Source organism: Methylobacterium nonmethylotrophicum (assembly GCF_004745635.1).
Taxonomy (GTDB): domain Bacteria; phylum Pseudomonadota; class Alphaproteobacteria; order Rhizobiales; family Beijerinckiaceae; genus Methylobacterium; species Methylobacterium nonmethylotrophicum.
On record NZ_SRLB01000036.1, the window covers coordinates 25,127 to 49,723 of the forward strand.

Consider the following 24,597-nt stretch of genomic DNA (forward strand, 5'->3'; position numbering starts at 1 on the left):
GCTGGCCAGGCCGGCCAGGCGCTCAGGAGGACATCATGGCTATCCTCGTTCAACCCCAGCAGAAGCCGATCCCGAACCTGAAACCGAATCTCTCGGCCGACATGCTCCAGCTCGAGGACGGCGCGCGCGATGGATTCAACAATCTGGGTGATTATTCCAATACATATATAAACACATGGACGAACACTGCCCGCCTGATCAACGGGCAGGGAGGCGACGACAGCATTACTACAGGTGGTGGTAATGACGAAATCTATGGTGGGTCAGGCAATGACACAATCAAGTCAGGCTCCGGTTGGGATGAGCTCTATGGCGGATCCGGAAACGATGTCCTCCTCGGTGAGGACGGAAACGACACGCTCTATGGTGGATCCGGAAACGATGTGCTTAACGGCGGCCTGGGAAACGACACGATGACGGGCGGCACCGGAGAGGACACCTTCTCGATCAGCCCCTCGACCGGGATCGATACGATCACCGATTTCGTGCGCGGACAGGATCATTTGCGTCTCGGGTTCGACATGGCCATGGATCTGGAACTGCCCGGCAACCAGGGCTCTGGGAACACGCGATTGATCGAAGGCCAGAACCTGTTTATCGGCGACGACCCGGCGGCATTGATGAACCAGTCCGGCATGTACAATTCGTATGGGATCATACGGAACGTGGGGCAAGCGGCACTTCTGTTCAACACGGGAACAGGCCTGCTCTCCTACGACCCTGACGGACGAGGTGCGGAAGCTGCAATCGACCTTGTTCGCCTCGACGGCGTGACCACACTTTCAGGAGCTGATTTCTACGCCTCATACCCCGTCTGAGAGCCTGTTTGATTCAAGAGAGCAGCGTCTCGTGGGGCTAATCCACCCCCATCCACTGCCTCATCCCAAGGTGCGACTGAAAGGAGTCTCGAAGAAGGCCTCCAGGGACCGCGGAGACTTCTGGAGCGCTCCTTCGAGGCCCAGCGATCTTCGATCGCGTGCGATCTCTGATCGCCATCACCTCAGGATGAGGTTGAGGGTGGGATAAATTTGCCGTGTACGTCAAACAGGCTCTCAGCCGCCCGGCGTCCAATCGATCTTCGGCTTCTGCGACAGGATGCGCTCGAAATACTCGGCCACCGCCTGCGCGCCGCTGGCATGCATCATCGCCACCGGATGGGCGAGGTAGGCCCGGGCCAGGTCGAGCGGGATCTCGCCGGCCTGGAATGCGCCCAGCACCGCGTCGATGAAGGCGTCGTTGGCCTCGTTGAAGTCCGACGAGAGCTTCTTGCGGTCGTTGAGCGCCTTGATGGGCATGGCTGGGAAGATCCGTGCTTCGTGAGGGGAGTGGCCCGTAGCGGAACGCCGTCGCCCTGTCACGCCGGTGCCCGAGGCTGAAAGATGCTCGACGATGGATGCCTGCCCAACCAAGCAGGCGGCACCGTCTCGGAGCGTGTTCCGGTTCGCTTCTGGTGACACCGTCGTGACACCGGCTCGCCCCAAGGGGCGCCACTGAACCAGCTAAGTCATTGAGAAGAATGGCGCACCCGACACGATTCGAACGTGTGACCTTTGCCTTCGGAGGGCTTTACTTGGGTCCACCCGTGTCCACTGGCGTCTTTTAACATCAATAACTTAGTTTGCTCTCGTCCTCCTATGTCCACGTGGTTATGATCCGGCATATTGGACAACCATTGGACAGGAGAAATCCTATGGCGAAGCGTGTGCGGGACGCCGTCCTCGACTCACCGACGGCGCGCGCGAAGCTGAAGCCGCGACCCAAGCCCTACTTCCGGGCCATCGATCGCGGGCTGCACCTCGGTTATCGGAAAGGCAAGACGGGCGGCACGTGGATCGCGCGTCGCTACCTCGGCGAGGAGAAGTACGCCGTCGAGGCGCTAGGCAGCGCTGACGATCGGCAAGCCGCCGACGGGACTGTGATCCTGACCTTTTACCAGGCGCAGGATCGCGCGCGGCTGCGGGTGAAGGAGGTCGAGGAACAGCGGCGTGTCGCGTCGTTCGGTCCGACCGTCACCGTCCGGGATGCTGTCACCGCCTACATCGAGGTCCGAGAGGCGAGCGAGACGAAGCTGAAGGGAGGCGTCGGGCTGATCCGTGACAGCCGCTCACGCCTGACCAAGCACGTCCTGTCCAACGCCGACCTGGCGAACAAGCCTCTGCCTGCGCTCACCGCCCGCCATCTGCAGGACTGGCGCGCCGGCTTGAGCCGCAAGCTCGCCGAGGGAACCGTCCGGCGCGCCGTGAACGACTTCAAGGCAGCGCTGAACGCGGCGACTCGCAGCCATGCAGCGCAGCTGCCCGCCACCATCGCGGAGACGATCCGGAACGGCCTCGCCGCCTCGACGCGTCTGGCCCCAGTCGCGCGGGAGGCTCAGATCCTGAGTGACGCCGACATCAGGCGGATCGTTGCGGCTGCTCGCGAGGTGGATGCGGCTGGGGAGTGGGATGGCGACCTCGAGCGCCTGGTCCTGGTCTTGGCTGCCACCGGCGCCCGGTTCTCCCAAGTGCAGCGCATGAACGTCGCCGACGTCCAGGTGGAGCAGCAGCGCCTGATGGTGCCGGTCAGCCGGAAAGGGAGGGGGCAGAAGCAGACCTCCCACGTCGCCGTGCGCGTCGCCCCCGATGTCATCGCAGCCTTGCGGCCTATTATTGTTGGACGTCGCGGCACTGACCGCCTCTTGCTTCGTCCACGGTGGCAGATGGTCCGGATCGGAGAGTGGCGGAAGACTGAGCGGGTGACCTGGCATTCGGCGTCTGAGATGACCCAACCGTGGTCTGCCATCCTCGAGAAGGCCGAGCTTCCGGCCGACCTCGTCCCCTACGCTCTCCGCCACAGCTCGATCGTCCGCGGGCTCCGCGCGAACCTGCCGGTCCGGCTTGTGGCCGCTCTGCACGACACTTCGTCGGCGATGATCGAGGCGCACTACTCTGCCTTCATCATCGACGCGCTCGACGCCCTGGCCGCTCTCGCTGCGGTGTCCCTGACCACCCCAGCGCCTACACAGCTTCGGAGCGTCGGATGAGTCAGCCGCTCATTGCAGAAAGGAAAAGCGGACAGGATTGGGGGCTTCTTTATTTGGAGATACAGCGCTGGTTCCAGGAGTCGTTATGTCAAAAATCTGGATCAGAAAAAATATCGGAGCAGAATTGCATTTTTTTATCTGATAAATTGAGAGTTACTTTCAATCGAGCGGATAATGAGGAGCGAATCCGCCGATTTCGTATCGAGCAGTTTGAGCGAGATCGTGCCGCGGCGAGCGATGACGAGATGATTTTCCGCCAGCGGAACAATCCAGAGCGTGGTTTAATTGAGAGCTTGCGCGATATAGACGTCGAGAAATACAACAATGATAAGATCGACGCATTTCTTAATGCGGCGAGAAATTTGCTATACGAAGCTGAGAATATTAGGGATTATTTCGGGAATTACATGTTCACTGATAAAATAGACTTGGATGAAATTTGTGCACCTCTGGAGGAAATGGGTCTTGTAGCAAAAAAAACGCTACCACTTGGCAAAACTGCGCAAGGAAGACCTGAATCATTTTGGCGCGAGGTAGGAAAAACAATTGCGAATGATATCAGAGCGGTTGCAAAACAGGAAGGTTATGGTCGCACCGGCTTGACTGATGGATTAAGTGTGACTGCTTATGTCGGGGCACAAGCAGTCAACTGGGCGTTTGGTACGTTTATCACTCCTGTCGGATTTGCTGACGCTATGAAGCGCAAGCGTCGTATCCACAAGCGTCACGATCGAAAGGTGGCTCCTTGTTAGGGTGAAAACCTCACGGTTTTTGGCCCCGTCCCAGACCGAACCGCATGGGCTCTAATCACTCCACCACGGTCCCCGTGGAGATACGGAGTTGATCCAGTGCCCCGCAAAAACGTCCGACAGCAGCTCGATGTTGTTGTAGCGGCAGCAGTCGATCAGTCTTTGACGTCGCGGTCCGTCGACACCGAAATGCGAACTATTCCCGAGTTCTGCTCGCGCAATCGCATCGGCAAGAGCACGTTCTACTATCTCGTTGCGCTCGGCCGCGCGCCGGAGATCACCACTATTGGCGGGAGAAAGCTTATCTCGCCCGAGGATGAGGCGGCTTGGCGCCGCAGCATCAAGGAAAATCCGCTCCCGAGCGCTCTACGACCGGCCGCACAGGCGGCGTTGGCTGAGGAGGCCGCGTAACGAACATGGCCCACATAGTCAGAACCCCCGCCGCGGGCACGGCGAGGGTCCTGGGGAATGTCTGCTCGGCAGCTGACACCCCAGAGATACCGCAAGCCCCGATAGATTTCCAGATGCGGCGCCTGCTCCGCCGCTTCGATTTCTCGCCCGAGCGCGCCCGCGCCACGGCCGAACTGGCCTACGCCAGCATGGGGAGGCGCGCGTGAGCGCGCTCCCTTCGTCCGACCGCTTCGGCCCGTGGGCCGATGGCCTGAGCACCGCCGAGCGCCAGGCGAGGCTCAGGTGCATGCGGGGCCTGGTGCACCTCATCGCCGGCCCGCGCGGCCAGCGACTCGCCGACACGCTCGCGAGGGCGGAGGTCGACGAGGACGCCTTGCGGCAGTCGGTCGACGAGCTCGGCCGCCTGACGCCGGTCGATCGCCGGAGAGTGCTCGCGAGCTTCGCGGCGCTCCACCGGCCCCGGATTGCGGGAGGCGCCGATGTCTGACCTCTCCGCCCGCATTGGCAAGATGCTGTTCGAAGGCGAGGGCATCGCCGGCACCGCCGCCGAGCGCGACTTCCCGCGGATGGTCGAACTCGTCCTGGATCGCTGGCCCGAGGCCAGCGCCGAGGAGATCCACCGCGGGTTCTTGATCGCGATCGAGATTGCGGAGCTGCGCGACGCCGAGGAAGCGGCGGGAGCAGCGCCATGACTGACCTCCCCCCTCTCCCGGCACCGGGTACCCGATTCCGACCTCTCCCGCCCGCCCTGGCGCCCCTGCAGGCCGAGGTGCGGTGGGTGATGTGGCGGTGGGAGCCGCACTGGAAATCGGGCAAGCTGACCAAGGTCCCCTACGTGGCTGACGGCTCTGGCCACATGGCCCGCAGCAACGCCCCGAAGACGTGGCGCTCGTTCGAGGCAGCGCTCGCGGCTTACGAGACCGGCCGCTTTCACGGCCTCGGCTTCATGCTCGCCGGCTCGCTGTATGGGGCGTTCGACCTCGACGACTGCCGCAACCCGGCTACCGGCGAGGTGGCGGAATGGGCGCTCGCCAAGGTGCAGGACGCCGCGTCCTACGCCGAGGTGACGACATCCGGCACTGGCCTGCGCGTCCTCGGCTTGGCCAGCGGACCGAAGGTGCACCGGAATCAGGTGGTGCCAGGCACCGGCGGCCGTCTTGAGACCTATCGCGGGTGCGAGCGGTACATCGTGGTAACCGGAGAACACCTGCCGGGCTCGCCGGAGGTGCTGGCAGAGATCGATGCCGAGATCGACGCCACCGTCGCGTGGCTCGACGAGGCGAAGCAAGCGGCCAAGACCGCGAAGGCGGCTGCGGGGCGCGGACAGGACCGCGAGCAGCGGCGCACCGACTTGCCGCCCGACCTCGACAGGCTCATCCGGTCGGGCGCGCCGGAGGGGCAGCGGTCGGAGGCGTTCTTCCATGCCGTCGGCTGGCTGAAGGACCTCGGCTGGACCGTCACCGCGATCGTGGCGCTGCTCGAGCGGCATCCGGGTGGCATCGCCGAGAAGTACGCCGGCCGGCTCGAGCCGGAGGTGGCTCGCGCCTTCGATCGCGCCGCCGATCGACTGCAGGCGCCGCGATCCGGCGGATCGCAGCATTCCGGTGTCCCGTCGAGGAAACGCACAGTCCCGGCCGGGCCGGTGGTGACCGAGGATTCGGCTGCAGTGCACTTCGCCGCGCTGCATGCCGGGCGGCTGCGCTACTGCCACGACACCGGCGCGTGGTTCGAGTGGGACGGCGCAGCGTGGCGGCAGGCCCGCGTGCCGATCGCCTTCCAGTGGGCGCGGGAGCTCGCCCGGGACTTGGCCAAGCCGTACCTCGACGAGCCGAAGATCATGGCGACCCTCGGCCGGACCACCTTCGCGGGCGGCGTCGAACGGTTCGCCCGCGCGGATCCGGCCTTCGCGGTCACCCATGACACGTGGGACCGCGACCTGTTCCTGCTCGGCACGCCCGGCGGAACCGTGGACCTGCGCACCGGCGAACTGCGCGAGCCCGACCCGGCCGACGGCATCACCAAGCTCACCGCCGTCGCACCGGCCGAGACACCCGATTGCCCGCTGTGGCTCGCCTTCCTCGATCAGGCGACCAAGAGCGACCACCAGTTGATGCGGCTGATCCGGCAACTCGCCGGCTACGCGCTCACCGGCGACACCCGCGAGCACGTATTGCCCTTCGCCTGGGGCGGGGGCGGCAACGGCAAGGGCGTCCTGATCAACACGCTCGGCGGCATCCTCGGCAACTATGCCGTGGTGGCTTCGATGGAGACCTTCGTCGCCACAACCGGCGAGCGGCACCCGACCGACCTCGCCATGCTACGCGGCGCCCGCCTGGTGACGGCGTCGGAGACGGAGGAGGACCGGGCCTGGGCCGAGGCACGGATCAAGCAGATGACAGGCGGCGACCCGATCACTGCCCGGTTCATGCGTCGAGACTTCTTCACCTACCAGCCGCAGTTCAAGCTGCTGATCATGGGCAACAACCGGCCCAACCTGCGCAACGTCGACGACGCGATGCGCCGCCGGTTCATCATGCTGCCCTTCGAACACAAGCCGGCCCGACCCGACCCGCTGCTGCCTGAGAAGCTGAAGGCGGAGTGGCCGGCGATCCTGCGGTGGGCGGTCGAAGGCTGTCTCGACTGGCAGCAGAACGGGTTGATCCGCTCGACCCGCGACCGGGACGCCACGGAGGAGTACTTCGCGAGTCAGGATGCGTTTGGGCAGTGGCTCGCTGAGGCCTGCGATGTGGAGCCGGGCAACGAGTACAAGACGGCGACCAGCACCGAGCTGTTCACCTCGTGGCGCGCCTTCGCGCAGCGGATCGGTGATGATCCCGGGTCGCAGCGGGCGTTCGCCGGGCGGATGGAGAAGCGGGGAATCGGCAAGCGAAAGAGCCACGGCCAGATGGTCTATGAGGGCATTCGCCTGCTTGTGCGACGCCCGTTTCACGAGGCGGCTGAGTGATCGGGGGAGGATCGGGGAGGGTCTCCGGTATTGCGCGACGCACGCGCACGCGCGCACGCCCGTACCGAGATACCTGGGAAGCTCCCCAATCCTCCCCGCGATCGACAGAGCCTGCTGCTCCACGTTGCTCCGCTCCACTTCTGGAGGTGGAGCAGGACGGGATCGGCGGGTTGAGCGCCCCACCGCAACACTAGGCAACGCCTCACTCCCGAGAGGTGGGGCAGACAGTCAGGTTTTGTGGGGTTGAGATCTGCTCAACGCCGACCCGCACCCACCCCGGAAATTCCCAAAGCCGAACGCCGCGCGGTGTTTCTGCCCCCTCAGGGCAAAAATAAAACAGCAGTGGATTTAGGTGAACCGTTTCACATCAATGACTTAGCACTGCTACGGCGCTATATTGACCAACGCCTGTCCCATAAGCCCGGCGGAACGACGTTGGATAGCCCCTCTCTTGGCCTTCGGAAGCGCCCGCATAGATCCCGCGTGACCAACGGCACGTCCCTGCTCCCGGACGTGGATGGCCGCTCGCTCTGGGCACGTCGGATGCGGGACCTGATCGCCCTGCACCTGGCCGACCTCGGCGGCGAGGGCGCGGTCTCCGAGGCAGAGCGCTCGATCGTCCGCCGCGTCGCCACCCTGACCGTCGAACTCGAGCGGATGGAGGTAGCCTTCGCCACCGCGGGCGAGGCGAGCGCGGACGCCCTCGACCTCTACCAGCGCACCGCCGGCAACCTGCGCCGCCTCCTCGAGGCGGTCGGCCTGAAGCGCCGGCCCCGCAATGTCACCCCCGACCTGCGCGACTACATCGAGGGCACGGCGGCATGAACCTGCTCCAGGCCATGCGCGACCCCAACCTGTTCGCCCCCTGGTTCCGGGACGAAGGCACCTGGGCCGCGTGGAGGGCGTTCCTGGGCGCCCTGTTCGGCCTACCGCTGTCCGACACCGAGGCGGAGGTCTTCCGGGCCTGTACGGACCGCCAGACGGCTCCTGAGGCGCCCTACAGCGAGGCTTGGCTGATCTGCGGCCGCCGCGCCGGCAAGAGCTTCGTGCTCGCCCTGATCGCGGTGTTCCTGGCCTGCTTCCGCGACTACCGCCAGCACCTCGCCCCGGGCGAGCGCGCGACCATTCTGGTGATCGCCACCGACCGCAAGCAGGCCCGCACGATCTTCCGCTACATCCGCGCCCTGCTGCTCGACGTGCCAATGCTGGCTCGCATGGTGGAGCGTGAGGCGGCGGAGGAGTTCGACCTCAACAACCGCGTCACCATCGAGGTCGGGACCTCGTCCTATCGCTCGGTGCGCGGCCGGACCCTCGCCGCGGCCCTGTGCGACGAGCTTGCCTTCTGGCCGACCGACGACGCGGCCGAGCCGGACTACGCCATTCTGGACGCGCTGCGACCGGCGATGGCCACGGTGCCGGGCGCGATGCTGCTGTGCGCCTCGAGCCCCTACGCCCGCAAGGGTGCGCTCTACGAGGCCCACCGCCGGCACTACGGGCGCGACACCGCCCCTGCGCTGGTCTGGCAGGCCGCGACGCGGGTGATGAACCCCAGCGTCCGCCAGTCGGTCATCGACGAGGCGATGGAGCGCGATCCGGCCTGGGCCTCGGCCGAGTACTTGGCGCAGTTCCGGCGCGACGTGGAGGCCTTCATCACCCGCGAGGCGGTGCAGGCCTGCATGGATCTGGACATCCGCGAGCGGCCGGCCTCGACGGGCATCCGGTACTTCGCCTTCGTCGACCTGGGCGGCGGCGGGGCGGACTCCTCGGTGCTCGGCATCGCGCACCAAGAAGACACCGTGGCGGTGCTCGACGTGCTGCGCGAGGAGCTGGCCGGGGTCTCGCCCTCCCTCGTGGTCGAGCGCTTCTGCGAGACGCTGAAGGCCTACGGCGTTCATCAGGTCACCGGCGACAAGTATGCGGGAGAATGGCCGCGCGAACGTTTCCGTGAGAAGGGCGTAGAATACTACATCTCAGAGAAGTCGAAAACCGAGATCTATGCTGCATTCCTGCCTATACTGAACACGCAGACCTGCCGGCTGATCAACCTGCCGAAGCTCGAGGCGCAGCTGATCGCGCTGGAGCGCCGCACGACGCGCGGCACTGGCCGAGACATCATCGATCATCCGCAGATCAAGGGCGCGCACGACGACGTCGCCAACGCCGCGGCCGGCGCGATCGTGCTGATAAGCACGGCCCAGCGCCCGCTGATCATCACGCCCGAAGCTCTCGCGGCCGCCCGCGCCAGGCCCCAACGGTCACGCTCGATGCCGACCTTCGGCGTGCCGTGGAGGTTCTGACGTGCTGCGCGACGCCTTGATCCCTCCCACCAACCTTACCTCAGAGGTCACACCGTCATGCCTGACAAACCCATGAAGTTCTGCGCCCGTCTGACCGGGTGCAAGGATGCCTACACGGTCGGCGCGCCCGGCACGGTGAAGATCGCGAAGGATCGCGCCCCGATCGACGACGCGAAGGTGAACGACATCCTCGGCTTCCTGCGGGAGCGCCTGTCGCCGGACGACTTTGCCACCTTGCAGGACCTGGTTGACGATCTGGTCGACGAGGTCGAGGAGGCCAACCCGAGCGCGCAGATGGCGACGGACGGGCTGCCGCAGTCGAGTCGCCGCAGCATCCGGCGGGCGGTGCGCGAGGCCGTCGCCGAGCACCGGCGGCCCGCCCACCTTGCGCAGGATCGGGCGCTGCCGCGCCGTGCGGGTTCGGTGCAGGACTTCAACGACCGCTTCGGCACTGCCCGCATCCGCTCCGGCGACAACGGGCGCCAGCTGCCGAAGCCGAAGCCGGCAATGGACTCGGCGGCCAACGCCGCTTTCGACGAGCGCTACGGCACTGCCCGCATCCGCAGTGGCGACGGGTACTGAGCACCATGGCAGCGCCCCATTCCCCTCGCCGCGCCGACATGACCTCCCGCTCACCCGAGCGGGAGCACTTGGCGCAGATGATCGCCCACGCCGCTGACGTGCGGCGCAAGGCCGAGAAGACCCGCAAGGCGATCGACGCCGCCGCCGACATCGTCGCCGAAGCGGAAGACGCGCTTGAGGCGGCCAAGGCCGAGGTGGCGGAGGCACAGACCGCGCGCACCGCCGCCATCACCAAGGCCGCCACCGCCGGCCGGCGCTCGCCGGAGGACGGCCGGATCCGGCAGGCCCGGACGAAGGAGGCGGAGGCGGCCGACGAGCTCGCAGCCGCCGAAGCCGCCCTCGCGGCTCTGCGCGCCTCCTTGCCGGACATCGAGCAGGACGAGGCGTGGGCGCGGGACGAGCTTGTGCCGAAGGCCATATGCGAGGTCGCGCTTGCCGAGCTTCCGCGCGTCCTCGCGGCAATCATTCCCGCGCTCGACCACGCCGCGGCGCTCTTGCGCCTTGCACAGGTTCTCAACGACAGCGCGGTGCGGGAGAACCGCACCTTGTTCAGCTTGCTGTCGCCGGCCGCCGCTGCGGCCCGGAAGCAGCTGAACGACGTGCGTGGTCGCTATATCCCCCAGGCATGGGGGGTCGACGTTCACACGAGCGGCGACGGCCCGGCCTGGAAGGCGGTGCTGCAGCGCCTGTCCACCGATCCGGACGCCGCGTTCCCGGCGCTCCCCTCGCCCCCCTCAGTTACCGCGGGTCGGCAGCACACGGGCTAGTCCCGGTCGGCCTTGCGGAAGTGCGGGTGCGCTTCCCGCACGGCGCCAAGTCCAACAGTGGCGTTCAAAGTAACGGGGACAGAGGTGGGGCCAACAGTCGGGCCCGCGACCTCGCCGTCTTCCCTCCGGTGCTCTCCGCCGCCGGAGGGAAGACACAGCTCATTGGGACCCTATGGCCATGACACAGCTCAATCAGCTCGACCTATCGCTAGCACTCAAGGATTCGGCTTTCGCGCTCGCGGTCGACTTCGCGCGCGAGGGCAAGCGTTACCTTGAGATGGATCCGAGCATAGCAGCTGGCGACCCGGACACGTTCATGGCTCTGCTGACGATCTACGCCTTCGGAAGCGCCAACGGGAACGCTCAGGCATTCGTCAAGCGGGTGAAGAAACGGACGGCTCAATCTTACAATTCTGACAAGCAAATTTAGCAAAGAACTGAATAGATATGGATGCATCAAGATGGCACTTTTTCTCGACCGCTTCGTAATGGAAATTGGACTCGACGCGTCCAAATTCGCCAAGGGTCAGCGCGAGGCAACCGACTCGTTCCGCAAGACCCGAGAAGCCGCGGTCAAGGATGGCCAGAGCATCGAGAAGGCGGTCGACAAGGCGGCTGACAGCGTCATTCGGCTGGCCAGGGGGTTCGCTGCGCTGTTCGCCATCTTCACGGGCGGCAGGGCGTTCAAAGATTTCACGAGCGACATCAGCCAGGCCGACGCCGCGATGGGCCGGCTCGCCACGCGGATCGGGACCACACCCGGGGCCATCGCCGCGCTGGACAACGCGGTGCGCCGGGCCGGCGGCGCGGCCGGGGCCGGGGCCGGGTCGTTCGATCGGCTGGCGCAGTCCATCAACGAAATCCGCCTGACGGGCAACTCGTCAATCCTGCCGTGGCTCGCGCGCCTGCAGGCGGCAGGCGGGAAACAGATCAACCTCAACAAGGAGCTATCGGAAACCTTCGCCGACATGGCGGAGAACGCCAAGGCTCTCGCTGATAAAAACGGCGTATCTCAAGCAACGTACGTTCTCGAACAGGCTGGCGTCGACAAGGATACGGCGGCTCTACTGGTCAAGGGACGAGAAGCCTACAATCGGGCCCTCGCGCGCTCGCGGGAGCTTGGCGTCGTGAACAAGGCGGACGCCGACGCAGCGCAGCGGCTGTGGCAGACCTACGAGGAAGTCTCGGATCGGGTCACCCAGGTCGGCCGGTCGATCGCGACCGCTCTGACGCCGACGATCGTGGATCTTCTGCGCCGCATGGAAGAATGGATCGCCCGCAACAAGGAGTGGATCCAGACCAACATCGTCGAGACGATCAAGCAGTTCGCCGAGTTGCTGAAGTCGATCCCGTGGGGCGAGATCGCCGACGGTATCAAGACATTCGTGACATATGCCAATGCCGCGGCGCAGGCGGTCGGCGGTTGGGCGAACGCGGTGAAGATCCTGTTCGCGCTGTGGCTCGGGGACAAGTTCCTGAAGGTGCTGGCGAACATCGGGCTGCTGCGCGTAGCGCTCCTTGGCGGCGGCGGATTCGGTGGCGGCCTCTTGGGCGGCATCCTCGGCCTCGGCGCCGGCGTCGCGGCGGGCAGCACCATTGCGCAGCTGCCCGGCCAAGTCGCGAAAGGCAATGTCGACCCGGCGACCGGCGGGGCGCTCGACACGAACCCGATGGGGGACATCGCCAAGGGGAATTCCGGTGCGATCGGACGGTGGTGGCGCCGGACGATGCCCAGATGGCTCGGCGGCGGCTCGGAAGCGGGCGCGGGCGGCGGGGGCGAGCCCGGCGTGCGCGGTCGGCCGAGTCTGCTCAACTCCGGTGGCGCCTCGCCGGAGGTGGTCTCCTACATTCGCGAGCGCGCCGCGGCGCTCGGGATCGATCCGGACACCGCGGTTGCCGTGGCGAACACGGAAGGCCTGCGCGGCTATCGCCTTGATGGGCTGCGCGATCGCGGTGGGGATCAGGGCACGAGCTTCGGCCCCTACCAGCTGCACTACCGCTCGAACATCCCCGGCCTGACCAACGCGGGCATGGGCGACGACTTCACCGCAGCGACCGGCAAGCACGCCAGCGACAAGAGCACGTGGAAGGAGCAGGTCGATTTCGCGCTGAGGCATGCCGCCAAGCACGGCTGGGGCAACTGGCACGGGGCTCGCAACAATGGCATCTCGAACTGGGCTGGGATTGGCGGGCGGGCGGGCGTTGGCGCTGCCGCGCCGGCTGGCACCCTCGCGGGATCAAAGGAAGTCACAGGCGGCATCCACCCCCTCGGCGGCGGCGGGCGCTTCACGTCGGACTTCGGATTCAGGACGCACCCGATCCATGGCGACGTGCGGATGCACAAGGGCATCGACCTCGCGGCACCAGGCGGCACGAACGTGCAGGCCATGGCACCAGGCACTATCAGCCTCGAGCGCAGCGGCGACATAACCGTGAGGCACGCGGACGGCTCCTCGACCACGTACCGGCACGTCGTGCCGAGCGTGAAGGAGGGCGACCAGGTCGCGGCCGGGCAGATCATCGCGCAGATCCGGGCGCGCGATCCCCGCGCAACCGGGCCGCACCTGCATTTTGAGGCCCGCAACGCCAAGGGCGGGCTCATCGACCCGAAAACCCTACTGGCGCCGCGGTCGCCGATCGCACCGAGGCCGATCCCGGAGGCGGGCGCAATCCCAGGGCGCTCGGCGCAGTGGTGGCGCGGCTCGCCGAACGCCATGGCCTATGCGAGCCAAGCCCGGGATGCCCAGGCGGCGCAGATGGCCCGGATCTCGAACGACAACCGGTCGAGCAGGAGCACCACGAACACCACCCACGTCGGCAGTGTCACGGTGCAGACCGCTGCCACCGACGCGAACGGCATCACTCGGGACATGGAAGATGCGCTGAAGAGGCGCTCGCTTGCGGCAGCGGCGAACTACGGACAGGCATGACGGGCGGGCTGCGGCGGACGGTTGAGATCGGACAGAGGCTAGACCGCAACTGAAGGCCACTTCGGCGCTCGCATGCGGGCGGCCGCATGCTCGGCAGCCACACAGCTCTGCGACAGAAAAATGGCTGACATTCGCGCCGTACAAACCGTATCATCCATGCCAAAATCTGAGCTAAAATGTCATGTTCTGATCTCGACAGTTGCTGCTATTTGTGGAGGTAGAATTGTCGGGAGGAAAAATGAAACGCTCCGATATTACGAGTTTCGCGTCGCTGCTCGGGGATGGCTTCGCCACAAAAATCGATCTTTTAACCAAATTGATTCAAGATAGACACTATCCCAGTGTGGGTGCATATAAGGAAAGGCTGCTTTCCCAGATAATAAAGGAATATGTTCCTCAGAAATATTCAATCGGTACTGGATTTGTATTGTTTGCGCACAAAGAGGACGGCGCGCGAGCACATATGGATGAATTCGATTCCATGAATATGGGGGCTCACTCCCTCTCTAGACAATGCGATATCCTGATATATGACGCACACTCGTACCCTGTAATATTTAGGGATGGGGATTTTGTGATTGTTAGACCCGAAAGTGTGTGCGCAGTCATTGAAGTAAAAGGTACCGCAAACCCAAGGGAAATTCTTCACACATTACAGTCGTTTTTGGAATTTGGGCGCAGATGGCGAGAAACACAATTATTCTACATGGAGCATCATCAAACCTTATCTAGAAATCCCTCATTGCAATTACTATGTTGGAATGTAGGCGTGACTAGAAAAGGCAAAGCGCAAACCAATGGAACGAAAGTACGTACACAGCTTGCAGATTTTTATGCTCGTGAACTTTCTGTGGATGAATTGGTAGCTACGCCGCGTCTATCGAAGTTATACATGTACAATGAATGCACAATCACTGAGGCGATCAGTCTCGACGAACACGGACACGCGCCATCACTTGGCTACGTCTGTGAAAGCGGGAAATTCTCCAGAATTAAAGAAGATGGTTCAACATACATAGGCGGAGATAAAACCATAGCTGATCTTCTTGCCAGCTTGCATTATCTAACATCGGATAATTTTAATCGGTTTTATTCTTATGCGGAAGAAATCATTGGAGTTAAAAACACTTATTCCCATAAAGGCTACACGCAATGGTTAAATGGAAGTGAGTTTGTGAAGGCGGCAAATGCCGATTATGTCGACGGAACATTTCACCATTTGAGAGGCAAAGGCCAACAGTAATACCGCTTTCTATTCTCTGAGCAGCGCTATCTACTAGCCGCCGAATGGCGTCCGGGCACGCCACATACCGCCCGGCGACGAAGCCCAATGGATCGCGAATCAGTTGTTCAACCGCCCGGCGTCCAATCGATCTTGGGCTTCTGCGACAGGATCCGCTCGAAATAGTCGGCCACGGCCTGCGCGCCGCTGGCATGCATCATCGCCACCGGATGGGCGAGATAGGCCCGGGCCAGGTCGAGCGGGATCTCGCCGGCCTGGAGCGCGCTGAGCACCGCGTCGATGAAGGCATCGTTGGCCTCGTTGAAGTCCGACGAGAGCTTCTTGCGGTCGTTGAGCGCCTTGATCGGCATTGTGCGGAGCGTCCTCTTGAGAGCAGGCATCTCAGCTGGGGTGCCCGTCAGCCCTCAGAGGTAGGCGACATGCGCGATGAGACCACACCAAGGCTGGCTGTGGCGCACACCCTCCGGCCTTCGTTCGCCTCAACGGCCTGGGATCTCGGCTACAGCGACAACACCATCGGGGCGATGCTCGGACACGCCGGCGGCACGAACACCAGCCGGTACGTGCATCACCTCGATGCGGTGTTGATCGGGGCCGCGGATCTGGTGGCGGAGCAGATTGCCGAGATGACGGCGAGCGAATCACCGGCCACCGGCACCCCGGAGGGTGAAGGGCTCAAGGTATTCGCCTACTTGGTCAGGGCGATGGCGAACCTTCCATTCGGCGTCGGGCATGCCTAATGCCCTCGCGTGCCACTATCCACGAGGCCGGGCCCTCAGTCGCGGGGGTGCAGACCAGGTCGCAATTTCGGTCGCGACCTGTTTCGATACAATCAGCTTGTTAGGCCTGCTATGAACCCATCAACTTTTGACAGGCGCCCGCGCCAGAATATACCTTTCTGAGTAGTAAAACTTCCGTTTACACTAAATTTAGCGTTCTGCAGGAAGATGTACGACGGCTCTGGCATTATCCAACCTTCGGGAGGATTGGCTGGAACGTCGTAATCCTTAGCAGCATCCATATATCGATCAATGACCTCATCTAAATAAGCAGGTCTACCAGATCCGCCGATTGTGGCGTTGCTCAGTTTATTTGCTAAATCCTCATAGTATATCCTCCCCGATACAATCATTCCTGAAATGATCGCACCGCCAACAAAAATAGTAACGCCTTGTTGTAAACCCAAGTTAGCAAGTTGGCACATCAACGAGAGAACATAATCTGTTTCTGGTAATTCGATGTTGGTCGGTGGGCTGTGGTCCTCTTTGACTTCGCTCTCTGGTACCTCAGGGGTCATTTCGTCTGACATGCTGGGCTCCCTCGCCGCTCAGGCGGCGGCGTACCCTGAACCTAGCACCTCTCCACCTCTGGGTGTCTACCGGCGAGCCCGGTTGCGCGTTGTTTCAAGACGACCCGTGTGTCGCAACCGCGCGCAGCACGACACTCACCTTGCCGGGCGCGATGTTGGAGCCAAAGTGGACCTGATTAGGGCGATGGCGACGGTGCCGGAGGGGGCGGAGCCGGTTTAGAATATCCACCTTCACATGACTTCATTAGAGATTTTCCAAGAGATGTGAGCATATGATTCATCTCTGGTATTTCCAAGTTGGGCCCTGAGCTGAAAGGTCCATATCTCATTTGTAAAGCAAGGGGCCTAGTTTCATTGAATTCCTTAATGCCCGCAGCGTACTCTATTAGCTCGAATGTCTTTTTGACAAAAGATTCGAACTTCTCAGGATCGACGCCATACCCGGAATATCCTCTTACGGATCTATCTTCGATAGGCACAATCATGCGACTAATGTCAATGGGCCGAGGTCTAAAAACTATGCACCTATGCCGGATAAGATTTTGAAGCGCAATTCTCTGGTCATTCTTATTTATTTTACGCCATTTAGTTTCCGCTAATGCATTCATTTCCGCGTTAAAATTTTTGACAGTATCATGCCTAAGTCTGCTTACTCCGCTCTCGCTGCGATAAATCAAACTCAAAAATGCCACCTCTGCCGGAGAAAGTTGCCTGAGTATATCAATGTAAACTTTCTTCATTGTAACATTTGTTTCGGGATTCATTGCGTTGGCTATAAGAGAGGCCCACAAATCTTGCACGTCATCTTCTTCTTCGAATGACGCATGCTCAAGGACTTGAATGGCAATACCAAATGGCAGTTGCTTAGTAGCTTCCGGATGAATTCCAGCCTTGTCATGTAGCTGCTGGATTTTATGTAATATCCTATTGAAATTCATGAACCTATAATAACGCATTTGATCGCCAAGCATTAGGGCGAACTCTTGAGCTGCTACTCCAAAAAATTTACCTGCATCTCTGACAAGGTCCATTCCTTTTGACGCCGCTTTAGCAGTTTCTTGTTGCGCTTTGGCTGGTTCAACAATTACATCACGCCCGGCTTTTATTATCTCATTTATTGGATTGGACTCGTCACTCATTGAAACATCTCCCAATGGATTTTTTTACAATTGAAGTATCATTTTTTCAGGCGTCAGCAGCTTGCACGCGCGCGAACCCCTACTCCGCATCGTCTGTGTCCAAGCTCCTGCCACGGCGGATCGGCGGAGCCTCCGGATAGACGAAGCGCCTTGACACCCAACCCTCGACCTTCCGGTAGCGGACGAACACCCAGTTGCCATTACGCTCGCCGCTCGCGATGATCCCGCGCCCATCGGGTGGAATGACCCCGACAATCCGGGCGTCAGTGGTGGGATACTCGCGCACGTTCAGGACGTCGTTCGGCGCCGTGTCGATCACGCGCAACGTCTGCTGCGCGTGCACCGTGCCCCCGGCAGCGCAGACGAACGCTGCAGCCATCAGAATGCGCTTCATTTCAGGTAGCCCTTCGCCTTGAGGTGGTCGGTGAGGAGCTTCTCGACGAAGGAGGCCAAGGAACGGCTATCCTCCGCCGCCGCCTTCTCAGCAGCTGCTTTTACCGCGTCCGCGACGCGGACGGAGATTGCGGAGGTTTTTGCCATGAGTGCGAATGTGTGCAGTTGACATCCAATCGACTGTCATCATACTGCACTCAGTTGCACACAAATGCAACGGCCCAGCAGGAGGGGTAGGAGCCTCCGGCCGGGCCTGACCACAACCGTCTCCAGGGGACGATCATGGCTACCCGACATTCTACAGCACCGGCCCGCGCCGGTGAACGCTCCCGCTCGCCTTCGTCCGGCCCGCTCTACGCCTACGACGCGCCTACACTCTCTACCGACGAGCTCGACACCACCGATGCCTGGGAGGCCGTCCAGCCGGTCCGGCCAGACACGCCCCACGTCCGCGCCCTGCGCCTCCTGAACGCCACCGGCGAGCTCCTGGCGGCCGTCGCGATCATCGCCGGAGGGATCACCCTCTACGGCGTCCTGCGCCCGTTCTGAGCCGGAGGAAGCCATGAATGAGGACACCACCACGCTCGCCCCGGTCGCTGAGGACCTGGCCCAGGAAACCGATGCGCTCGAGGCCCTGCGCGCCGGCCTGCGCCGCTACTTCGCGGCCCTGGGGCCAGACGAGGCCAAGGCGTTCGATGCGCTCCTGGCCGAGGGAGGCCTGTGATGGCGACGCCTCGCAAGCGCACCACCAGCAAGCCCGGCACCGGGTCCGTCGAGGATCTGCGCAGCCGGGCCGCCGCGCTCCGGGAGGAGGCCAACCGCCTCGTCGCGGCGGCCGAGCGCAGGGCAAGAACGTCGCCTGTGGACGGCGACTCAGAGCCCTTGTGGGGCAACGGCAAAGTACATCACGATGTCAACGGCAAATTAACCAGCCCGGAGAGCGGCATTAACGCTGCTCGTGCCGAGCATTTGCGATTGGATCGTGACATGGGACGGCATGAGACTTTCGGCGATGCTTCGCCGATCATGGGTGATTTTGTTGCTCCGCTGTCGCGGCCTACCTGTAATGCGACGGGGCTTTTGGATCCGGTCTTCGGGCTCATCGAGGCTCACCGGGCCGCCTACAGCGCCTGGGAGCCAGTCGCCGCCCTCTGGAACGAAGCTGACATAGGGTCCCGGGAGTTCGCCTCCGCCAGAGCCGCAGCCGAACAGTTCGGCCGGCTCGAACAGGAGGCCTTCCTCGCCCTCCTGACCACCCGCCCGACGACGGCAGCCGGCTTGTGGGCGCTCACCGCCTACCTGCCCGAGGTCATGCGCAAGGTCAGCCCGGATCCCGAGACGCAGGCCCAGGCCGCACTAGATGCCCTGCGCGAGGGCGCGGTTCAACTTGGGCTCGCCCGAGCTGTGACCGCCGCCGATCCCAGTCCAGACGCCGTGTTGATCCAGGCATGCGATGGAGCGGTACGCATCTTCGACATGCTGAACGGCCCGCTGTCCTCGCTGCCCGAGGATGCCTTCAACGCCTGCATGGCTCAGACCGAGAAGCTGATCGAGATCGCCATCGTCACACCGGCCACGACACGCGAGGGCTTGGTCGGCAAGGCTCGCGTCCTGAAGAACGAGTGGCCGTGTAACGACCGCCACGGCAAGCTCGACAACGGCGACCTCCTGATCTGCTCGCTGGTCTGGGACCTCGCCGGCAAGGAAGCTCGCCCATGAGCAACATCATCCGCTTCCCCGCCGGCCGGCCCGTCCCGGCCGAGCGCATCCCGCGCGAGCAGTTCGAGCGTCTGGCCGGGCTCGCCCTCGATGTGGTGGATCAGATCCTGGTGCTGCTCGATGATGTGGACCTGGACCACCGCCACACCGCTCCGGACACGGACGGCAAGGCTCCCGGAGGCTGCTGAGATCCACTCAGGCTCACCGCTGCTTATTGGACAACCCTTGGACACAGGGAAGCCGGAGCGGAGCTAAGTCATTGAAGAGAATGGCGCACCCGACACGATTCGAACGTGTGACCTTTGCCTTCGGAGGGCAACGCTCTATCCAGCTGAGCTACGGGTGCTGACCGCGGAGCCTCTGTAGCGCGGCTCAGGGCGGAGCGCAACGGGGTATGGGATCGCCAGTCCGCGCAAGGGGATTTGGGCGGAGGCTCCTGCGGCCAAGGTCACACGGTCGAATCATATCGGGTGCGCAAGGGGAGCGGGGGCGAAGCTGAGAGGGACCGGCGGTGCGGACGGCGCGCGGCGCGGCCGACGCCGCGTGCCGCTGGTGTGCTGACTGGCCCCTGCCTTCCTCGCCCTCGCGCAATCGGCGCAGGCGCATCGGCGATGGATGTCCGTGGACGGGCAACCGGCCCATCAGGACGGCCGTCGTCTGGGGCGCAGGCGCCTGCTCGAATCGCCCCGCCCGGCCGGTGATGGCGCAGATCGTGCAAGACGAAGCGGCAGGCCGAGCGATGTCGGGAGCGATCAGATGAAGCCGCCGCCCCATACGGTGGACGAGGTTCTGCCCCCGCGCGACCTCGCGGTGTTCGGCCTTCAGCACGTGCTCGTCATGGCGGCCTCGCCGATCACGGCCGCCTTCCTGGTCAGCCGCGCGCTCGACCTGCCGAGCGACGTCACGGTGAACCTGATCGCCGCGACCTTCCTGGTCTGCGGCATCGGCACGCTGCTGCAATCCTTCGGCCCCGCGGGAATCGGCGCCCGCCTGCCCTTCATCATGGTGCCGGGCGGCGCGCCGATCGTGCTGTTCGTCACGATCGCCAAGCAGGCCGGCCTGCCGGCCGCAACCGGCGCGGTGCTGCTCACCGGCGCCTTCTACCTCGTCGCGGTGCCGCTCTTCGCCCGCTGCCTGCGCTTCTTCCCACGCCTCGTCATCGGCACCATGCTGGTGCTCGTAGCCGTCAACCTCATCAGCATCTACGGCGGCATCATCACCGGACGGCCGGGCACCCCGGGTTTCGGCGACCCGCTGAACCTCGGGCTCGCCGGCGCCACGGTGGTGTTCACCGCGCTCTTCGTGCGCGTCCTGCCCGGCACCCTGAGCCAGCTCGCGGTCCTGTTCGGGCTGCTGGCCGGTGCGGCGCTCGCCTGGGTGACCGGCGTGATGCGCTTCGACGCCGTGTTCTCGGGCCCGGCCCTCAGCCTGCCCTCGGTCTTCCCGTTCGGCTGGCCGGTCTTCGACCCGCTCGCCGCTTTGCCGCTCCTCCTCTTCAGCGTCGTGTCGATGGCCGAGGCGACGAGCCAGACCGTCGCCATCGCGGAGATCGTCGGGCGCGAGGGCGACGCGATGCGCCTCGTGCCGCGCACCATCCTCGGGGACGCGGCCGCCTCGCTCCTCGGCGGCTGCTTCGGCACCTCCCTCATCATCACGTCGGGCGAGAACATCGGCATCGTGCAGGCAACCCGGGTGCGCTCGCGCTTCGTCACCGCCGCGGCCGGGGTGATCCTGGTGGCGCTGGCCTTCCTGGCACCGCTCGCGCGCCTGGCGAACGCGGTCCCGGCCCCGGTCGTCGGCGGCACCGCGATCATCGTCTTCGCGATCATCGGCGGCATGGGCATCGACATGCTCCGTCGGGTCGAGCTGCGCGACAACCGCAACATGTTCACCCTCGCGGTCGCGCTCTCCTTCGGGCTGCTGCCGATCCTGGTGCCGGGTATCTACGGCCAGTTCCCTCCCACGCTGCAGATCATCCTCGGCAACGGGCTCGCCATGGGGACGCTCATGGCGGTGCTGTTCAACATCGTGTTCCACCATTTCGGGCGGCCGGCGCCGGCGGCGTCCGGGGAGGTCCCGCACCGTGCCGCCTGAGGACCTGACCGTCGCCCTGAGGGGAGACACGCTGCTCCTGCTGCCCGAGCAGGTCCTGCTGCCGGACGGCCCTCAAGCAAACCACGCCGTCGTCGTGGCGGAGGGGCGCTTCGCGGCGGTCGGGCCGGCGGCGGAGGTGCGGGCCGCTTATCCCCATCTCACGCCTCTCGCGCTCCCCGACACGCTGCTGATGCCGGGCTTCATCGACGCCCATCACCACCTCACCCAGGCCTTCGGCAAGGCGCTGGCCTTCGGCGAGCCCTCCGAGATCTTCCGGCGCATCTGGGTGCCGCTCGAATCGAGCCTCGACGGGGAACTCGTCGCCCTGGCCTCCCGCCTCGCCGCCCTCGAATCCCTGCGCGGCGGGTTCACCACCGTGGTCGATGCCGGAACCCGCGCCGAGGCCCACACCGACGCCGTCGCCGAGGCCGCCCGGATTGCGGGCCTGCGCTGCGTGCTCGCCCAGATCTGCAACGACGGGCCCGACGGCGCCCTGCCGGCCGAGCCGATCCTGCGCCGGGCCGAGGCCCATCTCGCCCGCTGGCAGGGCGACCCGCTCATCCATCCGTCGCTGGCGATCTCGATCCCCGAGGTCGCGAGCGACGCCATGCTGCACCGGGTCTCGTCGCTGGCGGGCGAGGCAGGCGCGGTGTTCCAGACCCACGTCAACGAGCACCTCGTCGCCGTGGAGCGCTCCCTGGTGGCGCGGGGCCAGCGGCCGATCGAGCACCTGCGGGAGGCAGGCGCCCTCGGGCCCCAGGCGCTCCTGGCCCACGCGACCCTGGTGACGCCCCGCGAGCTCGCCATCCTGCGGGATACGGGCGCGGCGGTCGCCTACAACCCGGTGGCGACCCAGTGGAAGGGCAACGCGGCCGCCCCCGCCGAGCTGTTCTCCGCGATGGGGATCCGGTTCGGCATCGGCACGGACGCGACCCGCGCCGACGCCTTCCGGCTCCTCGACGCGGCCGAGGCCGTCCAGCGCGTCGCCTTCGGGCTGCCGGCCGGCGACTTCTCGGTCGGGGCGGGCTGGCTGTGGGTCGACCACGCCACCGGCGCCGGGGCGGAGGCGGTCGGCCTCGGCGCCGTCACCGGCCGGATCGCCCCCGGCCTCGCGGCGGACTTTCTCCTGCTCGACCTCGCCGTCCCGGAGATGCTGCCATCCTGGGACCTGACCTGGGAGCTGGTGCGCTTCGCCGGGCGGGACCAGATCGCCGCCGTGTTCGTCGACGGGCGGCTGCGGGTCTGGCGCGGCTGGCCGGTGGACTGGGATGCGCGTGCCCTGATGCGCGAGGTTGCCGCGCGCGTGCGGGCTGCCGTCGCGGCGGCGCCGATCGTGCGCGTGCATCCCCGCGCGCAGGAGCACCGCCGGCGCAGCCTCGGAGCGGATCGACCGGGTGAAGGCACACCGGAATGACGCCCGCAGCCGCGATCCTGGTCGGCACGGCCGTCGCCGCGGCAGCCTTCGTCCAGGGCACGCTCGGCGTCGGGTTCGCGCTCGTGATCGCGCCCCTCCTCGGCATCGTCGCCCCGGCGCTCCTGCCCGGCGCCCTCCTGCTGCTCATGCTGCCCCTGAACGCCTGGGTCGCCTACCGGGAGCGCAGCGCACTCGACTGGCCGGGCGTGCGCCAGATCACCTTCGGCCGCGTCGCGGGCGGCATCCTCGGCCTCGTCGTGCTCGTGACCCTGCCCGACCGGGGCCTGCAGCTCTTCGTGGGTGTCGCCACCATCGCGGCGGCCCTCGCGAGCCTGCTCGCGCCCGACTTCTCGCCCGGGCGCCGTGCCTACCTCGCCGCCGGGGCGGCGACGGGCGTGACCGAGACGGCGACCGGCATCGGCGGCCCGCCTCTCGCCCTGGTCTACCAGCACCGGCCGGCCGCGGTGCTGCGTGCGACGGTGGCCCTGTGCTTCCTGGTCGGGGAGGTGCTGTCCCTCTTGCTGCTGCTCGCGGCCGGGCGGCTGGACGGGCCGCAAGTCCGCGCGGCTGTCCTGCTGGCGCCTCCCCTCGCCCTCGGGGTGATCGCCAGCGGCTTCGCCGGATCCCTCGTGGACGGGCCGGTCCTGCGCCGGCTCATCCTCGCCTTCGCGATCGTCTCCGGCATCGTCTGCCTGATGCCCCCAGGATTCCTGCGGTCGACCCCATGAGCCGACGGCGGCAGGGTCATGAGTTCCCTGGCGGCCGGGAGCCTGCGGGGCTGGTGCCGACCCTGCCTTACCTGGCCAGCCGGCGGCTCTCGCGCAACCGGACGACGGGCGTGCCCTCTGGCAGGTTGGCTTGCCGCATCAGGGCTTCGACGACGGCCTCGGGCACGTCCACGCCCTCGATGACGGTCATGCTCCGCGCCTCGATATCGTCGGCGTAGAGCGCGGCTGCCAGCGAGTAGCGGATGGGCAAGCGGTAGTCGCGGGCGGGGGCCTGCGTGCAGAACGCGACCAGATCCTCTTGCCGCTCTACGATCATGCCGAACCCGGCATGGAACGGTCCGGCCTCGAACAGCCGCATGCAGTTCATACGGTGGCTCATTCAGCCTGGCTCACATCCTGTGAGCCATCTGTGCCCCAGGCGATCACTCGACAAGCGACTCGTCATCGCCTGCCTTAATGTTATCCTCTGTAGAGGTGAATTGGCCAGATTTAATTTTGTCGTTGATTCGCTTCAATATCTTCTCTAAAGCCCTCTCAAGACGAGACATATAATCACTCAATGATTCGATTAGTTGAGGCCATTGCTCGCGATCGAAGACGTCTCCTGCAATCTCGTATTTGATGCAGCAAGCGCGCTTCGCTTCTAATCGCTGCCACTCGAGCGCTTGGCCAAAATTATCTTCTATTAGATCCCGTTGTAAGAGGATGTCATCGTAGATCGCTTCATTTATAGTCTTGCTTTGGCGGTCGATATAGAACTCGACGCGGCCGAAGGATTGTGTAGCCACGAAATTCAAGCTAAGTCCGCGCACGCCTGACGATGTGCCAAGTCAGC

Annotated in this window: 30 protein-coding genes and 1 tRNA gene; 22 read left to right on the forward strand and 9 right to left on the reverse strand. The window is 64.5% G+C overall.

Annotated elements, in window-relative coordinates:
* Nucleotides 1-35 precede the first annotated feature (35 nt).
* Nucleotides 36-818 (forward strand): calcium-binding protein, encoded by a 783-nt coding sequence (locus EU555_RS37545; RefSeq protein WP_281041324.1) that lies wholly within the window; start codon nucleotides 36-38, stop codon nucleotides 816-818.
* 234 nt (nucleotides 819-1,052) lie between these two features.
* Here EU555_RS37545 and EU555_RS30475 read toward each other — a convergent pair whose 3' ends face one another.
* Complete coding sequence (locus EU555_RS30475) at nucleotides 1,053-1,295, reverse strand: hypothetical protein (protein ID WP_135419091.1); 243 nt, start codon at nucleotides 1,293-1,295, stop codon at nucleotides 1,053-1,055.
* A 395-nt stretch (nucleotides 1,296-1,690) separates the two neighbouring features.
* Here EU555_RS30475 and EU555_RS30480 point away from each other — a divergent pair, with 395 nt between their 5' ends.
* The 13 genes from EU555_RS30480 to EU555_RS30540 all read left to right on the forward strand — a co-directional run bounded on the left by EU555_RS30480 (nucleotide 1,691) and on the right by EU555_RS30540 (nucleotide 14,966).
* Complete coding sequence (locus EU555_RS30480; RefSeq protein ID WP_135419092.1) at nucleotides 1,691-3,022, forward strand: tyrosine-type recombinase/integrase; 1,332 nt, start codon at nucleotides 1,691-1,693, stop codon at nucleotides 3,020-3,022.
* On the forward strand, nucleotides 3,019-3,774 hold the full coding sequence (locus tag EU555_RS30485; RefSeq protein ID WP_135419093.1) for a hypothetical protein: 756 nt from the start codon (nucleotides 3,019-3,021) through the stop codon (nucleotides 3,772-3,774). Before EU555_RS30480 ends, EU555_RS30485 begins: the two co-directional genes overlap by 4 nt.
* 96 nt (nucleotides 3,775-3,870) lie before the next feature.
* Nucleotides 3,871-4,182, forward strand: a complete 312-nt coding sequence (locus tag EU555_RS30490; RefSeq protein WP_135419094.1) for a hypothetical protein — start codon at nucleotides 3,871-3,873, stop codon at nucleotides 4,180-4,182.
* Between the two features lie 202 nt (nucleotides 4,183-4,384).
* On the forward strand, nucleotides 4,385-4,669 hold the full coding sequence (locus EU555_RS30495; RefSeq protein ID WP_135419095.1) for a hypothetical protein: 285 nt from the start codon (nucleotides 4,385-4,387) through the stop codon (nucleotides 4,667-4,669).
* Nucleotides 4,662-4,874: a hypothetical protein gene (locus EU555_RS30500; RefSeq protein WP_135419096.1), complete on the forward strand. Its 213-nt coding sequence runs from the start codon at nucleotides 4,662-4,664 to the stop codon at nucleotides 4,872-4,874. The genes EU555_RS30495 and EU555_RS30500 overlap by 8 nt, the downstream gene beginning before the upstream one ends.
* A gap of 89 nt (nucleotides 4,875-4,963) precedes the next feature.
* On the forward strand, nucleotides 4,964-7,147 hold the full coding sequence (locus EU555_RS30505; RefSeq protein WP_245524574.1) for a phage/plasmid primase, P4 family: 2,184 nt from the start codon (nucleotides 4,964-4,966) through the stop codon (nucleotides 7,145-7,147).
* Between the two features lie 483 nt (nucleotides 7,148-7,630).
* Nucleotides 7,631-7,972: a hypothetical protein gene (locus EU555_RS30510; protein ID WP_245524575.1), complete on the forward strand. Its 342-nt coding sequence runs from the start codon at nucleotides 7,631-7,633 to the stop codon at nucleotides 7,970-7,972.
* Complete coding sequence (locus EU555_RS30515; protein WP_135419097.1) at nucleotides 7,969-9,444, forward strand: terminase large subunit domain-containing protein; 1,476 nt, start codon at nucleotides 7,969-7,971, stop codon at nucleotides 9,442-9,444. Before EU555_RS30510 ends, EU555_RS30515 begins: the two co-directional genes overlap by 4 nt.
* 72 nt (nucleotides 9,445-9,516) lie before the next feature.
* On the forward strand, nucleotides 9,517-10,026 hold the full coding sequence (locus EU555_RS30520) for a hypothetical protein (RefSeq protein WP_135419098.1): 510 nt from the start codon (nucleotides 9,517-9,519) through the stop codon (nucleotides 10,024-10,026).
* Between the two features lie 77 nt (nucleotides 10,027-10,103).
* Entirely contained in the window at nucleotides 10,104-10,793 is a 690-nt protein-coding gene (locus EU555_RS30525; protein ID WP_135419099.1) for a hypothetical protein, read from the forward strand.
* 178 nt (nucleotides 10,794-10,971) lie between these two features.
* Nucleotides 10,972-11,223 (forward strand): hypothetical protein, encoded by a 252-nt coding sequence (locus tag EU555_RS30530; RefSeq protein WP_135419100.1) that lies wholly within the window; start codon nucleotides 10,972-10,974, stop codon nucleotides 11,221-11,223.
* A 31-nt stretch (nucleotides 11,224-11,254) separates the two neighbouring features.
* A complete protein-coding gene (locus EU555_RS30535; RefSeq protein WP_135419101.1) occupies nucleotides 11,255-13,723 on the forward strand; it encodes a M23 family metallopeptidase in 2,469 nt (822 codons plus the stop codon).
* 238 nt (nucleotides 13,724-13,961) lie between these two features.
* Nucleotides 13,962-14,966, forward strand: a complete 1,005-nt coding sequence (locus EU555_RS30540; RefSeq protein WP_135419102.1) for a DUF6602 domain-containing protein — start codon at nucleotides 13,962-13,964, stop codon at nucleotides 14,964-14,966.
* A 107-nt stretch (nucleotides 14,967-15,073) separates the two neighbouring features.
* Here the strand turns inward: EU555_RS30540 and EU555_RS30545 are convergent, their stop codons facing one another.
* Nucleotides 15,074-15,316, reverse strand: coding sequence for a hypothetical protein (locus tag EU555_RS30545; RefSeq protein WP_135419103.1), 243 nt, complete (start codon nucleotides 15,314-15,316; stop codon nucleotides 15,074-15,076).
* A 69-nt stretch (nucleotides 15,317-15,385) separates the two neighbouring features.
* On the opposite strand from EU555_RS30545, the gene EU555_RS36715 reads away from it, so the two are divergent.
* Complete coding sequence (locus tag EU555_RS36715) at nucleotides 15,386-15,706, forward strand: hypothetical protein (protein WP_205821029.1); 321 nt, start codon at nucleotides 15,386-15,388, stop codon at nucleotides 15,704-15,706.
* Between the two features lie 92 nt (nucleotides 15,707-15,798).
* Here the strand turns inward: EU555_RS36715 and EU555_RS30555 are convergent, their stop codons facing one another.
* The 4 genes from EU555_RS30555 to EU555_RS36445 form a co-directional block, all read right to left on the reverse strand.
* Nucleotides 15,799-16,275: a hypothetical protein gene (locus EU555_RS30555; protein WP_135419104.1), complete on the reverse strand. Its 477-nt coding sequence runs from the start codon at nucleotides 16,273-16,275 to the stop codon at nucleotides 15,799-15,801.
* 176 nt (nucleotides 16,276-16,451) lie between these two features.
* Complete coding sequence (locus tag EU555_RS30560) at nucleotides 16,452-17,414, reverse strand: Abi-alpha family protein (RefSeq protein WP_135419105.1); 963 nt, start codon at nucleotides 17,412-17,414, stop codon at nucleotides 16,452-16,454.
* A 79-nt stretch (nucleotides 17,415-17,493) separates the two neighbouring features.
* On the reverse strand, nucleotides 17,494-17,808 hold the full coding sequence (locus tag EU555_RS30565; protein WP_135419106.1) for an SH3 domain-containing protein: 315 nt from the start codon (nucleotides 17,806-17,808) through the stop codon (nucleotides 17,494-17,496).
* Nucleotides 17,805-17,954, reverse strand: coding sequence for a hypothetical protein (locus tag EU555_RS36445; RefSeq protein ID WP_167858717.1), 150 nt, complete (start codon nucleotides 17,952-17,954; stop codon nucleotides 17,805-17,807). The genes EU555_RS30565 and EU555_RS36445 overlap by 4 nt, the downstream gene beginning before the upstream one ends.
* Before the next feature lie 135 nt (nucleotides 17,955-18,089).
* Between EU555_RS36445 and EU555_RS30570 the strand changes: the two genes are divergently transcribed.
* The 4 genes from EU555_RS30570 to EU555_RS30580 are packed head-to-tail and all read left to right on the forward strand — an operon-like array spanning nucleotide 18,090 to nucleotide 19,714.
* Nucleotides 18,090-18,356: a hypothetical protein gene (locus EU555_RS30570; protein WP_135419107.1), complete on the forward strand. Its 267-nt coding sequence runs from the start codon at nucleotides 18,090-18,092 to the stop codon at nucleotides 18,354-18,356.
* 13 nt (nucleotides 18,357-18,369) lie between these two features.
* The gene (locus tag EU555_RS36450) at nucleotides 18,370-18,531 is read left to right on the forward strand and encodes a hypothetical protein (protein ID WP_167858718.1); all 162 of its coding nucleotides are present in this window, start codon (nucleotides 18,370-18,372) and stop codon (nucleotides 18,529-18,531) included.
* The gene (locus tag EU555_RS30575; protein ID WP_135419108.1) at nucleotides 18,531-19,526 is read left to right on the forward strand and encodes a hypothetical protein; all 996 of its coding nucleotides are present in this window, start codon (nucleotides 18,531-18,533) and stop codon (nucleotides 19,524-19,526) included. Before EU555_RS36450 ends, EU555_RS30575 begins: the two co-directional genes overlap by 1 nt.
* Nucleotides 19,523-19,714 (forward strand): hypothetical protein, encoded by a 192-nt coding sequence (locus EU555_RS30580; RefSeq protein ID WP_135419109.1) that lies wholly within the window; start codon nucleotides 19,523-19,525, stop codon nucleotides 19,712-19,714. The genes EU555_RS30575 and EU555_RS30580 overlap by 4 nt, the downstream gene beginning before the upstream one ends.
* Before the next feature lie 81 nt (nucleotides 19,715-19,795).
* On the opposite strand, the gene EU555_RS30585 is transcribed toward EU555_RS30580, so the two are convergent.
* Nucleotides 19,796-19,872 (reverse strand) — tRNA-Arg (locus EU555_RS30585).
* Nucleotides 19,873-20,282: 410 nt separating this feature from the next.
* Between EU555_RS30585 and EU555_RS30590 the strand changes: the two genes are divergently transcribed.
* The 3 genes from EU555_RS30590 to EU555_RS30600 are packed head-to-tail and all read left to right on the forward strand — an operon-like array spanning nucleotide 20,283 to nucleotide 23,762.
* On the forward strand, nucleotides 20,283-21,620 hold the full coding sequence (locus tag EU555_RS30590; protein WP_135419110.1) for a uracil-xanthine permease family protein: 1,338 nt from the start codon (nucleotides 20,283-20,285) through the stop codon (nucleotides 21,618-21,620).
* Complete coding sequence (locus EU555_RS30595; protein WP_135419111.1) at nucleotides 21,610-23,034, forward strand: amidohydrolase family protein; 1,425 nt, start codon at nucleotides 21,610-21,612, stop codon at nucleotides 23,032-23,034. The genes EU555_RS30590 and EU555_RS30595 overlap by 11 nt, the downstream gene beginning before the upstream one ends.
* Entirely contained in the window at nucleotides 23,031-23,762 is a 732-nt protein-coding gene (locus EU555_RS30600; RefSeq protein WP_135419112.1) for a sulfite exporter TauE/SafE family protein, read from the forward strand. Before EU555_RS30595 ends, EU555_RS30600 begins: the two co-directional genes overlap by 4 nt.
* Nucleotides 23,763-23,829: 67 nt before the next feature.
* On the opposite strand, the gene EU555_RS30605 is transcribed toward EU555_RS30600, so the two are convergent.
* Nucleotides 23,830-24,120, reverse strand: coding sequence for a hypothetical protein (locus EU555_RS30605; protein WP_135419113.1), 291 nt, complete (start codon nucleotides 24,118-24,120; stop codon nucleotides 23,830-23,832).
* A gap of 64 nt (nucleotides 24,121-24,184) precedes the next feature.
* Nucleotides 24,185-24,574: a DUF4268 domain-containing protein gene (locus EU555_RS30610; RefSeq protein WP_135419114.1), complete on the reverse strand. Its 390-nt coding sequence runs from the start codon at nucleotides 24,572-24,574 to the stop codon at nucleotides 24,185-24,187.
* Nucleotides 24,575-24,597: the final 23 nt, after the last annotated feature.